Consider the following 14,741-nt stretch of genomic DNA (forward strand, 5'->3'; position numbering starts at 1 on the left):
TTGTGCACAAGTTGTGGACAACCCTGTGGATGACGCGTGAGAGAGTGTTCGTCTGACGTTGTGCGGGAGGACAACGCCCATTAGTGGGGCGCCGGCCGCTTCGGGGAGGGGAACCAGGATATGGACGGGCTGGATCTTGCGCTCGTGTGGACGAGGGCACTGGAGGCACTCCCCACCGATCTGCCCCCGCAGCACCGCGCCTGGCTCTCCATGACGCGGCCGCTGGCCCTGGTCGAGGACACCGCTCTGCTCGCGACGCCGAACGAGTTCGCCAAAGAGGTGCTGGAGAACCGCCTCCACCCGTTCATCACCGAGGTGCTGTCCGCCCAACTCGGGCGCGACATCCGCGTCGTGGTCACCGTGCAGCCGGACCCGGCGCCGTCCGCCGAGCGCCAGATCCCGGCGGAGCCGGAGACCGATCACGAACAGTCCGCCCACGGCTCCGGCGGCTACCGCCTGGAAGGCCCGCGGTTCCCCGCCGCGCCGCACCGCGGACCGTCCGGCGAGCCCGGACCCGGATCGTACGGAGACCCGAACGCCGGAGGACCGGGCGCAGGAGGCTACGGGGAACGCGGCCCGTACGGCGACCCGAACGCCGCGGGCCCGAACCCCGGGGGCTACGGGGAGCCCGGCCCCGGCTCGTACAAGAACGACCAGTACGGCGGCGGCGAGCGGTTCAGCGCCGAGCGCTACCGCGCCGAACAGCAGTACGGCGGTGACCCCTATCGGGGCGAGGGCTACCGCGACCAGTACGGCGCGCCGTACCAGCAGCAGGAGCCGCCGCGCCGCCTCGAGCAGCCGGGCATGCCGAACGTCCCGGGGAACCAGCGGGATCCGTTCGTGCCGACGCCCGGCGCGGTGCCGGGCGGGGGCTGGCAGTCCCGCCCGCCCTCCGACTCGAGCGAGAAGACGAGCGCCGAGCCCGCCAGGCTGAACCCGAAGTACACCTTCGACACGTTCGTCATCGGCTCGTCCAACCGGTTCGCGCACGCGGCGGCCGTGGCGGTCGCGGAGGCGCCGGCCAAGGCGTACAACCCGCTGTTCATCTACGGCGACTCCGGGCTCGGCAAGACGCACATGCTGCACGCCATCGGCCACTACGCGCAGAGCCTGTTCAACGGGGCCCGGGTGCGGTACGTGAGCTCGGAGGAGTTCACCAACGACTTCATCAACGCGATCCGCGACGGCAAGGCCGACAACTTCCGCCGCCGCTACCGGGATGTGGACATCCTCCTCGTCGACGACATCCAGTTCCTGGAGAACAAGGAGCAGACGCAGGAGGAGTTCTTCCACACCTTCAACACCCTCCACAACGCCAACAAGCAGATCGTGATCTCCAGCGACCGCGCGCCGAAGCAGCTGGTGACGCTGGAGGACCGGCTCCGTAACCGGTTCGAGTGGGGGCTGATCACGGACGTCCAGCCGCCCGAGTTGGAGACCCGCATCGCGATCCTGCGCAAGAAGGCGGTGCAGGAGGGTCTGGTCGCGCCGCCGGAGGTGCTGGAGTACATCGCGTCGAAGATCTCCACGAACATCCGTGAGCTGGAGGGCGCACTGATCCGCGTCACGGCGTTCGCGAGCCTGAACCGCCAGTCGGTGGACCTCCAGCTCGCCGAGATCGTGCTGAAGGACCTCATCCCCAACGACAGCGGCCCGGAGATCACCGCCGCGACGATCATGGCGCAGACGGCGACGTACTTCGGCATCGACATGGAACAGCTGTGCGGCCCGTCGCGCTCGCGGGTGCTGGTGACCGCCCGGCAGATCGCCATGTACCTGTGCCGGGAGCTGACGGACCTGTCGCTGCCGAAGATCGGGCAGCAGTTCGGCGGCCGGGACCACACGACGGTCATGCACGCGGAGAAGAAGATCCGCAAGCTGATGGCGGAGAAGCGGCCGATCTACAACCAGGTCACCGAGCTGACGAACCGCATCAAGCAGCAGGCCCGCAACGGCGGTGCGTGAGGTGTCCTCGCTGGATCTGTCGGCACCGAAGGTCGGGCTGTCCCCAGCGGGCCGTACGTACGCGCCGGGTCGTCCACAGCGGTCCACAGACGTCCACAGGCCATGCACAGTGGTTATCCCGAGATCGTGGATTACACAGGGTGGGGATAACTCTGTGGATGAATCACCGTGGACAACCCTGTGGAACAGCGGGGAAAAACGGTGGACGAGATGGGGATGGACGGTGGACACCCGGTGGACAGATTCTCGTCATCCCCAGCCATCCACCGGATCCACAGGGTCGATGCACACCGGGGGTGGATACTGAAACACGGTCTGAGCTGCGAAGACTAGGCTTCTCCACAGTATCCACGGCCCCTATGACGATGACTCTCCTTGTATCTACAAAGAAAGAAAGTCAAAACGTAGAGGGGCATGCGGGCCCACCGGCCCGGCCCGTACGGTTTCTTAAGTTCCACCACACAAGGTGATCAAAACCTCAGGAGACGGTCCAAAGTGAAGTTCCGCATCGAGAGAGACGTTCTCGCCGACGCCGTTGCCTGGACCGCGCGCTCGTTGCCGGTCCGTCCTCCCGTCCCGGTGCTGGCCGGGATGCTCATCGAAGCCGGCGACCAACTGAAGCTGTCGTCGTTCGACTACGAGGTCTCGGCGCAGGTGACGATGGACATCGACGCCGAGGAGCCGGGCACGGCACTCGTGTCGGGCCGGCTGCTGGCCGAGATCTGCCGCAGCCTCCCCGCCGCTCCCGTCGAGATCACCACCGACGGCGCCAAGGTGACGCTGAAGTGCGGGTCGGCGAAGTTCACACTCCTGACCATGCCTGTGGAGGACTACCCGAGCCTCCCGGAGATGCCGCCGGCCGCGGGCACGATCGGCAGCGACGCGTTCGCCGCGGCCGTCTCCCAGGTGGCGATCGCCGCGGGCCGGGACGACACCCTCCCGATGCTCACCGGCGTCCGTGTGGAGATCGAGGGCGACACCGTGACCCTGGCCTCCACCGACCGCTACCGTCTCGCGGTCCGTACGCTCCGCTGGCAGCCGGAGCAGCCCGACATCTCCGCGATCGCTCTCGTGCCCGCCAAGACGCTCTCAGACACCGCCAAGTCCCTCACCTCGGGGGCGGAGGTCTCGATCGCCCTGGCGGCCAAGGGCAGCGGCGAGGGCATGATCGGCTTCGAGGGCGGCGGCCGCCGTACGACGACGCGCCTGCTCGACGCGGAGTTCGTGAAGTACCAGTCGCTGTGGCCCAAGGAGACCTCCGCCGTGGCGGAGATCCAGACGGGTCCGTTCGCCGAGGCCGTGAAGCGTGTCGGCCTGGTCGCCGAGAAGAACACCCCCGTCCGCCTGTCGTTCCGGCAGGACGAGGTCGTGCTCGAGGCGGGCAGCGGCGACGATGCACAGGCTGTGGAAGTTCTCGGCGCGTCCCTCGACGGCCAGGACATCGACATCGCCTTCAACCCGAACTTCCTGCTCGACGGCCTCAGCGCGATCGGCTCGGACGTCGCCCGCCTGGCCATGACGACGTCCACGAAGCCCGCGGTCATCACCGGCAAGCCCGCCGACGAGGGCGACCCGGACTACCGCTACCTGATCATGCCCATCCGGCTGTCAAGCTGATTCTCCGGGGTAACTAGGCTCAGACGGACACGGAGCGCCATCTGAGGAGATGTCCATGGAACTGGGGATGATCGGGCTCGGCCGCATGGGCGGCAACATGGCCAAACGCATTCGGCAAGCCGGGCACACGGTCGTCGGCTACGACCGTGACCCGGCGGTCAGCGACGTCGGCTCCCTGGAGGAGCTCACCCAGCGGCTGAGCGCGCCCCGGGCGGTGTGGGTCATGGTGCCCGCCGGCGACCCGACGCGGGCCACCATCGATCGGCTCGCCGAGGCGCTGGACGCGGGCGACGTCGTGATCGACGGCGGCAACTCGCACTACGAGGACGACCAGAAGCACGCCGAACTGCTGGCCAAGCGCGGAATCGGCTTCGTCGACGTCGGCGTCAGCGGCGGCGTCTGGGGCCTGCAGAACGGCTACGCGCTGATGGTCGGCGGCGACGACGAGCACGTCAAGCACCTCATGCCGATCTTCGAGGCGCTCAAGCCGGAGGGCGAGTACGGCTTCGTCCACGCCGGCGCGGTCGGGGCCGGGCACTTCGCGAAGATGGTCCACAACGGCATCGAGTACGGCATGATGCAGGCCTTCGCGGAGGGCTGGGAGCTGCTCGAGGCCAGCGGCGTCGTCAAGAACGTCCCCGAGACCTTCCACAGCTGGCGCGAGGGCACGGTCATCCGGTCCTGGCTGCTCGACCTGGCGGACCGCGCGCTGCAGGAGGACGCGGAGCTGGCCCACCTGAAGGGTTATGCACAGGACTCCGGCGAGGGCCGGTGGACGGTGCAGGCCGCGGTGGACCTCGCAGTGCCCCTGCCCGTCATCACCGCGTCCCTGTTCGCGCGGTTCGCCTCACGGCAGGACGACTCCCCCGCCATGAAGATGATCGCCGCGCTGCGCAACCAGTTCGGCGGCCACGCTGTGGAGACGCTGAAGGGCGCCGACTCGCCGGGCGCCGACGTCACCCCGCCGCAGTCCTGATCGCCGGTGCGCCGGGGCCGCAACGTCCCGGCGATCCACAGGGTTGTGGAAAAGCGCGCCCGATCTGGGGACGACGCGAGCACCGCCGAGCGGTCTCGGGCGACCGGCCTCCCGGCGCGGCCGTGCCGCCGTCGCGCCGGTCCGCAGGACCGCCGCCCGGCCCGGCGACCTCCCCGCCTCGTGGTCTCCATGGCCGCACCCGTGCTCCGCGAAGGGCCGGTGTGCGGCCGGGCAGCGCGGATCGTCCACAGGCCCTACCCTCGTCTGGGTGTACGTCGCCCACCTCACGCTGCAGGACTTCCGGTCGTACGAGTCGGCGGAGATCGCCCTCGACCCCGGGATCAGCGCGTTCCTCGGCCCGAACGGCCAGGGGAAGACCAACCTCGTCGAGGCCATCGGGTACGTCGCACTGCACGGCAGCCACCGCGTATCCACAGACGCGCCATTGGTCCGGCACGGCGCGCAGCGCGCGATCGTCCGGGCCGGGATCGTCCGGGACGAGCGCAAGGCGCTGGTCGAGCTGGAGATCAACCCGGGCCGCGCCAACCGCGCCCGGCTGAACCGGTCGCCGGTGCAGCGGCCCCGTGAGGTCCTGGGGATGCTGCGGACCGTGCTGTTCGCGCCCGAGGACCTGGTCCTGGTGAAGGGCGATCCAGGGGAGCGCCGCCGGTTCCTCGACGAGCTGCTGACCGTCCGCGCCCCGCGGTTCGCGGGCGTCCGGTCCGACTACGACCGCGTCCTCAAGCAGCGCAACGCCCTGTTGAAATCCGCGGCCGCGCACCGGCGGGCGCCCGGTCCTGAGGTGCTGAGCACCCTCGACGTCTGGGACACCCACCTCGCCCGTACGGGGGCGGAGCTGCTGGGCGCGCGCCTGGAACTGGTCGCCGTGCTCGAGCCGCTCGTCGCCAAGGCGTACGCGGCGCTCGCCCCCAGTGGGGTCGCCGCCCTGGAGTACCGGTCCTCAGTGGATACAGGGTTGTCCACAGACCGTGCACAGCTGGCCGAGGCCCTGTTGAAAGGCATGGCGGAGACGCGGCGGAACGAACTGGAACGGGGAGTCAGCCTCGTCGGCCCGCATCGGGACGAGCTGCTGCTCAAGCTGGGCGACCTGCCGGCGCGCGGATACGCCAGCCACGGCGAGTCCTGGTCGTTCGCGCTCGCGCTGCGCCTCGCGTCGTACGAGCTGCTGCGCGCCGACGGCGACGACCCGGTCCTGATCCTGGACGACGTGTTCGCCGAGCTCGACACCGGACGGCGCAACCGCCTCGCCGAGCTGGTGGCCCAGGCCGAGCAGGTGCTGATCACCGCGGCGGTCCCCGAGGACGTACCCGAACGGCTGAGCGGTGCGACGTACGAGGTCGCGAATGGGGAGGTCACGCGTGTCCGATGACCAGGGCGATCCACAGCCTGTGGAAAAGCCGAAGTCGGGGATCGAGCTGGCCCGGGAGGCGCTCGCCCAGGCCAAGGCCGACGCGAAGCGGCGCGGCGCCCAGCCGGGGCAGGCCCGGAAGAAGCGGTCCCGGGGCGGCGGCCGCGACCCACGGCGCGGGGGCGATCCGACGGCCTTCGGCCCCGCCATCCGGGAACTGCTCGCGGCCCGGGGCTGGGAGGAGCGCGTCGCGGTCGGCGGCGTGTTCGGCCGCTGGCCGGAGATCGTCGGGCCTGAGCTGGCCGAGCACACCGAGCCGCAGACGTTCGAGGACGGGATCCTCGTCGTGGCCGCCGACTCGACCGCCTGGGCGGCGCAGCTGCGCCTGTTGTCAGGGCCGCTGGTCAAGCGGCTCAACGAGGAGCTCGGCCACGGAAGTGTGCAGCGGGTCAAGGTCATCGGACCGTCGTCGGCGCCGCGCGGCACGGGGCGGCTGCGGGTGACCGGCGGCCGCCGCCGTACCTGAGGAACCGTTTTCCACAGGCTGTGGGAGGCGGCTTGCGCGGTCCGGCCCGATTCGTTTTCGTCGTCCGTAGGCCTTGTCACCCCCCTGGACCGGTAGGGGGACTTCCGGGCGGCTCTGTTCGTCGCTTATACGCCTTGAGAACGCCCTACATGGCCCAAGAAGGGCTCCGGGACGGATAGAATGGAGGCCGGATACAGGACACGATCGCCGTTGCGGGCCGCCCGTGGATCGGGCGCCCTGCTTGTGTGTTACGGGGAGCTGCGCGGCGCGTGTCCTCCGGCAGGAGGATCTCCACTTGGCGTACGACGCTAGCTCGATCACTGTCCTAGAAGGCCTTGAGGCGGTTCGCAAGCGCCCGGGCATGTACATCGGTTCCACGGGAGAGCGGGGTCTTCACCACCTCGTCTACGAGATCGTCGATAACTCGGTCGACGAAGCGCTGGCCGGATACGCCGACACCATCGAGGTGACGCTGCTGGCCGACGGCGGGGTCCGGGTCCGGGACAACGGTCGTGGCATCCCGGTCGGGGAGCACCCGGTGGAGAAGCGACCGGCCATCGAGTTGGTCCTCACCACGCTGCACGCCGGCGGCAAGTTCGACAGCAAGTCCTACGCCGTCTCCGGCGGTCTGCACGGCGTCGGCTCCGCGGTGGTGAACGCTCTGTCCACCCGGCTCGAGGCCGAGGTGCGGACCGACGGCCACGTCTGGCGGCAGTCCTACACCTGGCAGGGTGCCGAAGGGCCCCTGCAGAAGGGCGAGCCGACCGACGAGACCGGCACCCTCATCACCTTCTGGCCGGACGGGTCGATCTTCGAGACGCTCGAGTGGAACTTCGAGACGCTCAGCCGCCGCATGCAGGAGATGGCCTTCCTCAACCGCGGGCTGACCATCAGCCTGAGCGACGAGCGGCCGGACCACATCAACGGCGAGCCGCGCGTGGTCACGTACCACTACGAGGGCGGCATCGAGGACTTCGTCCGCTACATCAACGCCAAGAAGGAGTCCGTCCACAACTCGGTCATCGCGTTCAGCGAGGAGACCGAGGGCATGTCGGTCGAGGTCGCCATGCAGTGGAGCGGGTCCTACTCCGAGTCGGTCCACACCTTCGCCAACACCATCAACACGGCGGAGGGCGGCACGCACGAGGAGGGCTTCCGCGCGGCGCTGACGACCGTCGTCAACAAGTACGCGCGCGAGCAGAAGCTGCTGCGCGAGGGCAAGGACGACAACCTCGCCGGTGAGGACGTCCGCGAGGGCCTCACCGCCATCATCTCGATCAAGATGGCCGACCCCCAGTTCGAGGGCCAGACCAAGACCAAGCTCGGCAACACCGAGGCGCGGTCCTTCGTCCAGCGCGCGATGTACGAGAACCTTCGCGACTGGCTCGACCGCAACCCCGGCGAGGCCAAGGAGATCATCAGCAAGGCCACGCAGGCGGCCCGTGCCCGCATCGCCGCCCGCCAGGCGCGCGACCTCACCCGGCGCAAGAGCCTGCTGGAGTCGACGTCACTGCCGGGCAAGCTGTCGGACTGCCAGTCCACCGACCCGAGCAAGTGCGAGATCTACGTCGTGGAGGGCGACTCGGCGGGCGGCTCGGCCAAGGGCGGCCGCAACCCGCAGTACCAGGCGATCCTCCCGATCCGCGGCAAGATCCTCAACGTGGAGAAGGCCCGCATCGACCGGGTCCTGAAGAACAACGAGGTCCAGGCGATGATCACCGCCCTGGGCACCGGCATCCACGACGAGTTCGACATCGAGAAGCTGCGGTATCACAAGATCATCCTGATGGCCGACGCCGACGTCGACGGTCAGCACATCCGCACGCTGCTGCTGACCCTGTTGTTCCGCTTCATGAAGCCGCTCGTCGAGGCCGGCCACGTCTACCTTGCCCAGCCCCCGCTCTACAAGATCAAGTGGGACCAGCGGGGCCAGGACTCCGACTACGCCTACTCCGACCGTGAGCGTGACGCGGTCATCGAGGCGGGCATCGCCGCCGGCAAGCGCGACCCCCGGCCGCGCGACGGCGTGCAGCGCTTCAAGGGCCTCGGCGAGATGAACGCCAGCGAGCTGTGGGACACCACCATGGACCCGGAGCACCGCGTTCTCCTCCAGGTCACGCTCGACGACGCCGCCCAGGCCGACGAGCTGTTCACCGTTCTCATGGGCGAGGACGTCGAGGCGCGCCGCTCGTTCATCCAGCGCAACGCCAAGGACGTGCGCTTCCTCGACATCTAGTCGCCGCGCGGGCACCGGATCTCCGGTGCCGCCCGGCAACTGACTCAACAGCGGAAGAGGTTCCCAGGTGACGGACGTTACCTTGCCGCCGGAAGGCCCGGCCGACCGGATCGAACCGGTCGACATCCAGGTCGAGATGCAGCGCAGCTATCTCGACTACGCGATGTCGGTCATCGTCGCGCGGGCGCTGCCCGAGGTGCGCGACGGTCTCAAGCCGGTGCACCGGCGCGTGCTCTACGCGATGTACGACGGCGGTTACCGCCCCGACCGCGGCTACTTCAAGTGCGCCCGCGTCGTCGGCGACGTCATGGGTAACTACCACCCCCACGGCGACTCCTCGATCTACGACACCGTCGTACGCCTCGCGCAGCCGTGGGCGATGCGGTACCCCCTGGTCGACGGCAACGGCAACTTCGGCTCCCCGGGCAACGACCCGGCCGCGGCCATGCGGTACACCGAGTGCCGGATGGCGCCGCTGGCCATGGAGATGCTGCGGGACATCGAGAAGGAGACCGTCGACTTCTCGCCCAACTACGACGGGCGCTCCCGGGAGCCCGACGTCCTGCCCAGCCGCTTCCCCAACCTGCTGGTCAACGGCTCGGCCGGCATCGCGGTCGGCATGGCCACCAACATCCCGCCGCACAACCTGCGTGAGGTCGCGGCCGGTGTCGAGTGGTACCTCGACAACTACGAGACGAACGACGAGGAACTCCTCGACGCGCTGATCGAGCGGATCAAGGGCCCGGACTTCCCCACCCACGGCCTCATCGTCGGCCGCCGGGGCATCGAGGAGGCCTACCGTACGGGCCGCGGCCTGATCACCATGCGCGCGGTCGTCGAGGTCGAGGAGATCCAGGGCCGCACCTGCCTCGTCGTCAGCGAGCTGCCGTACCAGGTCAACCCGGACAACCTCGCTCTGAAGATCGCGGAGCAGGTGAAGGAAGGGAAGATCAACGGTGTCGCCGACGTACGGGACGAGACCTCCGGCCGCACCGGCCAGCGCCTCGTCATCGTCCTGAAGCGCGACGCCGTCGCCAAGGTCGTCCTCAACAACCTGTACAAGCACACCCAGCTGCAGGAGACCTTCGGCGCGAACATGCTCGCCCTGGTCGACGGCGTGCCCCGCACGCTCCGCCTCGACCAGTTCGTCCGCCACTGGGTGGACCACCAGATCGACGTCGTCGTCCGGCGCACGCGCTTCCTGCTGCGCAAGGCCGAGGAGCGCGCCCACATCCTGCGCGGTCTGCTCAAGGCCCTCGACCGGATCGAAGAGGTCATCGCGCTGATCCGGCGGTCGCCGTCCGCTGCCGAGGCGCAGACCGGCCTGATGCGGCTGCTGGAGATCGACGAGATCCAGGCGCAGGCCATCCTCGACATGCAGCTGCGCAAGCTGGCCGCCCTGGAGCGTCAGCAGATCACCGATGAGTACGACAAGCTCATGGCGGAGATCGCCGACTACAACGACATCCTCGGCTCGCCGGAGCGGCAGCGCGCGATCGTCGGTGACGAGCTGAAGGCCATCGTCGACAAGTTCGGCGACGACCGCCGCACCCAGATCATCCCCTTCGAGGGCGATGTGTCGATGGAAGACCTCATCGCCGAAGAGGACGTTGTCGTCACCATCACCCGCGGCGGCTACGCCAAGCGCACCAAGACCGACATGTACCGCGCGCAGAAGCGCGGCGGCAAGGGCGTACGCGGTGCCCAGCTCAAACAGGACGACATCGTCGACCACTTCTTCGTGACGACGACCCATCACTGGATTCTGTTCTTCACGAATAAGGGTCGGGTATATCGGGCAAAAGCGTACGAACTGCCCGAAGCCGGTCGGGACAGCCGCGGCCAGCACGTAGCGAATCTGCTGGCCTTCCAGCCCGACGAGCGCATCGCCGAGGTCCTCGACCTGCGCGACTACGGCGTCTCCCCGTACCTCGTGCTCGCCACCAAGCAGGGCCGCGTCAAGAAGACCGAACTGTCGGCGTACGACTCGCCGCGTTCCGCCGGGCTCATCGCGATCAACCTCGATGAGGGCGACGAGGTCATCGCCGCCCGCCTGGTCTCACCCGAGGACGACCTGCTCATGGTCAGCAGCGGCGCGCAGGCCATTCGCTTCCCCGCCCGCGACGACGTCCTGCGCCCGATGGGCCGCGCCACCGCCGGCGTCATCGGCATGCGCTTCGACGATGGCCAGGAAGTGCTCGACATGCACGTCGTCCTCGAAGGCGAAGATGTCCTCGTCGCCACCGAGGGCGGATATGCAAAACGCACTCCCGCCGACCAATACCCGATCCACGGTCGTGGGGGAAAGGGCGTACTGACCGCTAAGATCGTGGAGAATCGCGGCAGGCTGGTCGGTGCCCTCATGGTCAGGCCCGAAGATGAGGTGTACGCCATCACTGCCAGCGGTGGCGTTATCCGTACGCGAGCGGCCGAGATCAAGCAGTCTGGGCGCTCCACGATGGGGGTACGCCTAATGAATCTCGCCGATGGGGACAGCGTGGTCGCCATCGCGAGGAACGTGGAGTCCATCGAGGACACCGACGCTGAGCCGGACCCAGAGTCCGGGGAAGGGAGCGACGCGTGAGACGCCTGGTGGCGCGTCGCCTCCCCGGGGAGGTTATATGACGGCCAACGCCGGAAAGGACGCCGACGGGAAGTCCGGGCGTTCCACCGGAACAGGCGGCAAGGGCGGTACGGGGAAGAAGACCAGCGCCGCGAACAAACCACCGACCGACGAGGTCACGGTCAAGAAGACCGACGACAAGGACGGCGAAGCCGAGCCGACCGACAAGGCCGAGGACACCGTCGTCGACCTCGCGGCCAAGAAGGACGGCACTGAGGACACCGTCATGGACCTCAGACTTCCGTCCAAGAAGCCCGATCCCACGGGCGACGCCGCGGGCAGCAAAGACCGGCTCGTCTCCCGTGGATCGACGGATGACGGGTCGGCCAAGGAAAAGTCGAACACCGGCGAACCCGGCTCCGCCTCGGGTAGGACGACGTCCATGGACATTCCAAAGACGAGTCCAGGCTTCGGCGGCACCGGCTCCACGAGCGGCTCCACGCCGTCGTACGGCTCCGGTTCGTCGTCGTCGTACGGTTCCGGCCCCACGACGGCCCTCGAGCCCGCCCGGCGGCCGACGGACACGCCTCCGCCGCCCGGCAAGACCGCCGGCCGCAAGGCCCCGCGCAAGGCCCACCTTCAGGTCGCGCGGTTCGAGCCGTGGTCGGTGATGAAGTTCAGCTTCATCATGTCGCTGGTGTGCTTCCTGGTGCTGTTCGTCGCGGTCACCGTGCTCTACCTGATCCTGTCGGGGCTCGGCGTCTTCGACGCGCTCACCAACACGATCCAGGACCTGCAGGGCAAGACCAACGGCAAGGACAGCCTGAACCCCGCCAGTTGGTTCTCCGCAGCCCGCATCCTCGGCTACACCGCCCTGATCGGCACCCTCAACGTCCTCCTCATCACCGCACTCGCGACCGTCTGGTCGGTCATCTACAACATGGCCGCCGACCTCGTGGGCGGCGTGGAGGTCACGCTGAAGGAGGCCGACCAGTAATCCGCGGCCGCCCCAGGACGGAAGACTGGATTCGATTTCCTGTTGGGGCCGACGATCGGGTACTGTTTCTCGACGTCGCCTCCTGGTCTTCCGAACCGGGAGCAGCTGCACGGGCCTATAGCTCAGTCGGTTAGAGCGCATCCCTGATAAGGATGAGGCCGGTGGTTCAAGTCCACCTAGGCCCACGAGTCGGGCCATCGTGGTCGGCGCTTCGCGCCTTCCCCGGTGGCCCGCGATGTTTTTCGGGGGGACGACCCCCCGAGCCCCCCGATGTGGGGGCTCCGCCCCCACGCCCCTGCGCGGGCCGGGGTTTGCGTAAGGACTTCTGCAAGGCTCAGGCTCGGTTGCCGGAGCCTTGTGTCTTCTCAGCGTCGGCACCTTCCTCGAGATGTGGGCATGGCCCAAGATCTCCTTGGCGGCGCGCCGGGTCTCTTGAGCAGTGACGCCGTGGTGCGCCGGAGATCGTGCAGCCGGATCCGGCGCAGGCCTGCCTTGGCGGTGATGCGCTCGAAGGCGCGGGCGAGGTTGCGCGGCTCGATTGGCCTTCCTGTCTTGGTGGTGAAGACCAGTCCGGTTTCCTGCCAGTCGTCACCGGCCCTCCGCCGCGCGAACAACTGCCGTTCGGCCAGCTCGATGAAGCCGTCCCGGATGATCGGGAGCATGGGAAGGTCACGCTTGCCCGCCTCCGTCTTGACCTCGGTCCGGGTCAGCTTGCCGTCCACCCGCTGGAGCTGCCAGAGCACCCGGATGACGTCCTCGTCCAGGTCGACGTCATCCCAGCCGAACCCCAGAACCTCACCACGGCGGAGCCCGTAGACGAGGAGGAGCACGAACGCCGGGTAGAGCGGTTCGTTGCGCGCGGCGGTGAGGAAGGCCCGCGCCTCGTCGGGTGTCCACGGCTTGACCTTCTTGGGAGGAGGAGCGGGCAAGGTGGTCAGCCGGGCGACGTTCACGGTGATCAGCTCTTCCCGCATCGCCCGCGTCAGCGCGGCACCCAGGACCATCCGCATGATGTGGACCTTGGCCACCGAGTGGCCGGCCGCGATCTGCGCATTGAGAAAGACTGCACCTTGGCGACCCGCAGCCGCTCCAACCGCTGATTGCCGAGACCCGGCTTGAGGTAGAGCCGAACCGTCTGCTCGTACTTCTTGTACGTGTTCCAGCGCTTCGCCGGGCGCACGACGTGTTCAAGCCAGTAGTCCAGGTACTCGCCGAGCTTCCACGGCTTGTCCGCCACCGGGATGCCCCGATTGGACTTCTGCTGAGCCTCGACCAGCTTCTTGTGGACCTCGTCACGGGTCTTGCCGTACACCTGGATGCGCTTGTACGTGCCGTCCGTCGTCAGCACGTAGGCAGCCCCCACCCACCGGCCGTCCTTCCGCTGGTAGATGGAACCTTCGCCGTTGGGACGGCGCTTCTGCGGCTTCTTGCTGATCACGCGGCTTCCTCTCGGAGCTGGCAGACGAAGGCATCTATGGCGGCGGCCGGAACACGGCGGGAACGGCCGACCTTGATCGACTCCAGGCGGCCCGAGCGGATCAGGTCATAGACCGTGCACCGGCCGAGCCTGAGTACCGTCATGACCTCCGGGACGGTGAGCAACTGCTGTTCCATGGACCACCTCCTCAGGCTGCTTGTGGAGTTGCCGAAAGATCGGCTTTGGCTTGGTCAAGGCGGCGGCGCAAGCGCCGCCGCAGGCCGCCCGCTCCGGCACGCCCTACGGGCGTGCGGCGTGGGCGCCGGTCCCTCCGGCCGCGCCGGTCGGGCGGCCCACCGCACGATGCCTCCAGGCCTGTCCAAGCCGGGCAATATCGTCGGCGAAGCGCGCCACGATCAAGGGAGTCTCATGGCCGGCGAACACGCAGTCATCGTTCATCTCAAGCTCGGTGACGACAGGTACGGGTCCGAGGCTGAACGCGCTGCCGTCCGCGCCCTTGAGCGAACACTGGCCGCCGCCATCGATGACGCAGACGCCGGAGAGCTCGACGGCAACGAGTTCGGCGGAGGCGAAGCCGTGCTCTATGCCTACGGCCCTCACGCAGGCGACCTCTTCACAGCAATGGAGCCTGCCCTCCGAGACTCCAGCATCAGACCGGCCTACGCGATCGTCCGCTACGGCACCGCCACCGACCACCAGTGCCGCGAAGACGTCATCCACCTCTAGACGAAACCGCCTCCGGCGGGGGCCTCAGGCTCCGGGATGGCCGCGCCGGGCTGGATGGGTGGTTGGGGTGGAAGCCTGGTCATCCCGCCCGCCTTCGCCCCAGGACAAGCCGAGCAGACCAGGCCTGCGGGGTGCAAGGTCGTTCGTCCGTGGGGCGCTCCACCTTGCACCCCGCAGGCCCGGCCCGCTCCCCGGAGGGTGGGTGGAGCGCCCCGCGTTGGTTGGAGGCCCTGATACCTGGAAGGGTGAGGGGCTATGGCACCCCCGAGGAAGTACTCGTCTGAGCTGCGTGAGCGCGCGGTCCGGATGGTCCTTGAACTACGTGAGC

At 68.4% G+C, this 14,741-nt stretch carries 12 protein-coding genes and 1 tRNA gene; 10 read left to right on the forward strand and 3 right to left on the reverse strand.

The genetic code is table 11. From position 1 onward, the window contains the following. Window positions 1–120: 120 nt before the first annotated feature. The 9 genes from dnaA (at window position 121) to ABEA24_RS52195 (ending at window position 12,434) form a co-directional block, all read left to right on the forward strand. Complete coding sequence (gene dnaA / locus ABEA24_RS52155) at window positions 121–1,965, forward strand: chromosomal replication initiator protein DnaA (protein ID WP_345444170.1); 1,845 nt, start codon at window positions 121–123, stop codon at window positions 1,963–1,965. Between the two features lie 495 nt (window positions 1,966–2,460). Continuing rightward, window positions 2,461–3,582, forward strand: a complete 1,122-nt coding sequence (gene dnaN, locus ABEA24_RS52160; RefSeq protein WP_345444173.1) for a DNA polymerase III subunit beta — start codon at window positions 2,461–2,463, stop codon at window positions 3,580–3,582. Window positions 3,583–3,637: 55 nt separating this feature from the next. Beyond that, entirely contained in the window at window positions 3,638–4,558 is a 921-nt protein-coding gene (gene gnd / locus ABEA24_RS52165) for a phosphogluconate dehydrogenase (NAD(+)-dependent, decarboxylating) (protein WP_345444176.1), read from the forward strand. 268 nt (window positions 4,559–4,826) lie between these two features. Beyond that, a complete protein-coding gene (gene recF / locus ABEA24_RS52170) occupies window positions 4,827–5,948 on the forward strand; it encodes a DNA replication/repair protein RecF (protein ID WP_345444179.1) in 1,122 nt (373 codons plus the stop codon). Continuing rightward, the gene (locus ABEA24_RS52175; RefSeq protein WP_345444181.1) at window positions 5,938–6,453 is read left to right on the forward strand and encodes a DciA family protein; all 516 of its coding nucleotides are present in this window, start codon (window positions 5,938–5,940) and stop codon (window positions 6,451–6,453) included. Before recF ends, ABEA24_RS52175 begins: the two co-directional genes overlap by 11 nt. 295 nt (window positions 6,454–6,748) lie before the next feature. Further along, window positions 6,749–8,689 carry a DNA topoisomerase (ATP-hydrolyzing) subunit B gene (gene gyrB / locus ABEA24_RS52180; RefSeq protein WP_345444184.1) on the forward strand — a complete coding sequence of 647 codons (1,941 nt, stop codon included), beginning with the start codon at window positions 6,749–6,751 and terminating at the stop codon, window positions 8,687–8,689. 67 nt (window positions 8,690–8,756) lie between these two features. Next, window positions 8,757–11,273 (forward strand): DNA gyrase subunit A, encoded by a 2,517-nt coding sequence (gene gyrA, locus ABEA24_RS52185; RefSeq protein ID WP_345444187.1) that lies wholly within the window; start codon window positions 8,757–8,759, stop codon window positions 11,271–11,273. A 37-nt stretch (window positions 11,274–11,310) separates the two neighbouring features. Beyond that, window positions 11,311–12,249: a DUF3566 domain-containing protein gene (locus tag ABEA24_RS52190; RefSeq protein ID WP_345444189.1), complete on the forward strand. Its 939-nt coding sequence runs from the start codon at window positions 11,311–11,313 to the stop codon at window positions 12,247–12,249. Between the two features lie 111 nt (window positions 12,250–12,360). After that, window positions 12,361–12,434 (forward strand) — tRNA-Ile (locus ABEA24_RS52195). A gap of 180 nt (window positions 12,435–12,614) precedes the next feature. Here ABEA24_RS52195 and ABEA24_RS52200 read toward each other — a convergent pair. The 3 genes from ABEA24_RS52200 to ABEA24_RS52210 are packed head-to-tail and all read right to left on the reverse strand — an operon-like array spanning window position 12,615 to window position 13,863. Continuing rightward, a complete protein-coding gene (locus tag ABEA24_RS52200; RefSeq protein ID WP_345444191.1) occupies window positions 12,615–13,259 on the reverse strand; it encodes a site-specific integrase in 645 nt (214 codons plus the stop codon). Beyond that, window positions 13,232–13,687, reverse strand: a complete 456-nt coding sequence (locus tag ABEA24_RS52205) for a tyrosine-type recombinase/integrase (protein ID WP_345444194.1) — start codon at window positions 13,685–13,687, stop codon at window positions 13,232–13,234. Before ABEA24_RS52205 ends, ABEA24_RS52200 begins: the two co-directional genes overlap by 28 nt. Beyond that, entirely contained in the window at window positions 13,684–13,863 is a 180-nt protein-coding gene (locus ABEA24_RS52210; protein WP_345444197.1) for a helix-turn-helix domain-containing protein, read from the reverse strand. Before ABEA24_RS52210 ends, ABEA24_RS52205 begins: the two co-directional genes overlap by 4 nt. A gap of 232 nt (window positions 13,864–14,095) precedes the next feature. Here ABEA24_RS52210 and ABEA24_RS52215 point away from each other — a divergent pair, with 232 nt between their 5' ends. Next, a complete protein-coding gene (locus ABEA24_RS52215; RefSeq protein ID WP_345444200.1) occupies window positions 14,096–14,413 on the forward strand; it encodes a hypothetical protein in 318 nt (105 codons plus the stop codon). Window positions 14,414–14,741: the final 328 nt, after the last annotated feature.

The sequence above is a fragment of the Actinoallomurus vinaceus genome (assembly GCF_039542055.1).
Taxonomy (GTDB): Bacteria; Actinomycetota; Actinomycetes; order Streptosporangiales; family Streptosporangiaceae; genus Actinoallomurus; species Actinoallomurus vinaceus.

Bases quoted from the DNA above. Each gene is read 5' to 3' on its own strand.
- dnaA (WP_345444170.1), top strand. From the start codon at position 121: ATGGACGGGCTGGATCTTGCGCTCGTGTGGACGAGGGCACTGGAGGCA.
- gnd (WP_345444176.1), top strand. From the start codon at position 3,638: ATGGAACTGGGGATGATCGGGCTCGGCCGCATGGGCGGCAACATGGCC.
- ABEA24_RS52190 (WP_345444189.1), top strand. From the start codon at position 11,311: ATGACGGCCAACGCCGGAAAGGACGCCGACGGGAAGTCCGGGCGTTCC.
- ABEA24_RS52200 (WP_345444191.1), bottom strand. From the start codon at position 13,259: ATGCGGATGGTCCTGGGTGCCGCGCTGACGCGGGCGATGCGGGAAGAG.
- ABEA24_RS52210 (WP_345444197.1), bottom strand. From the start codon at position 13,863: ATGGAACAGCAGTTGCTCACCGTCCCGGAGGTCATGACGGTACTCAGG.
- ABEA24_RS52215 (WP_345444200.1), top strand. From the start codon at position 14,096: ATGGCCGGCGAACACGCAGTCATCGTTCATCTCAAGCTCGGTGACGAC.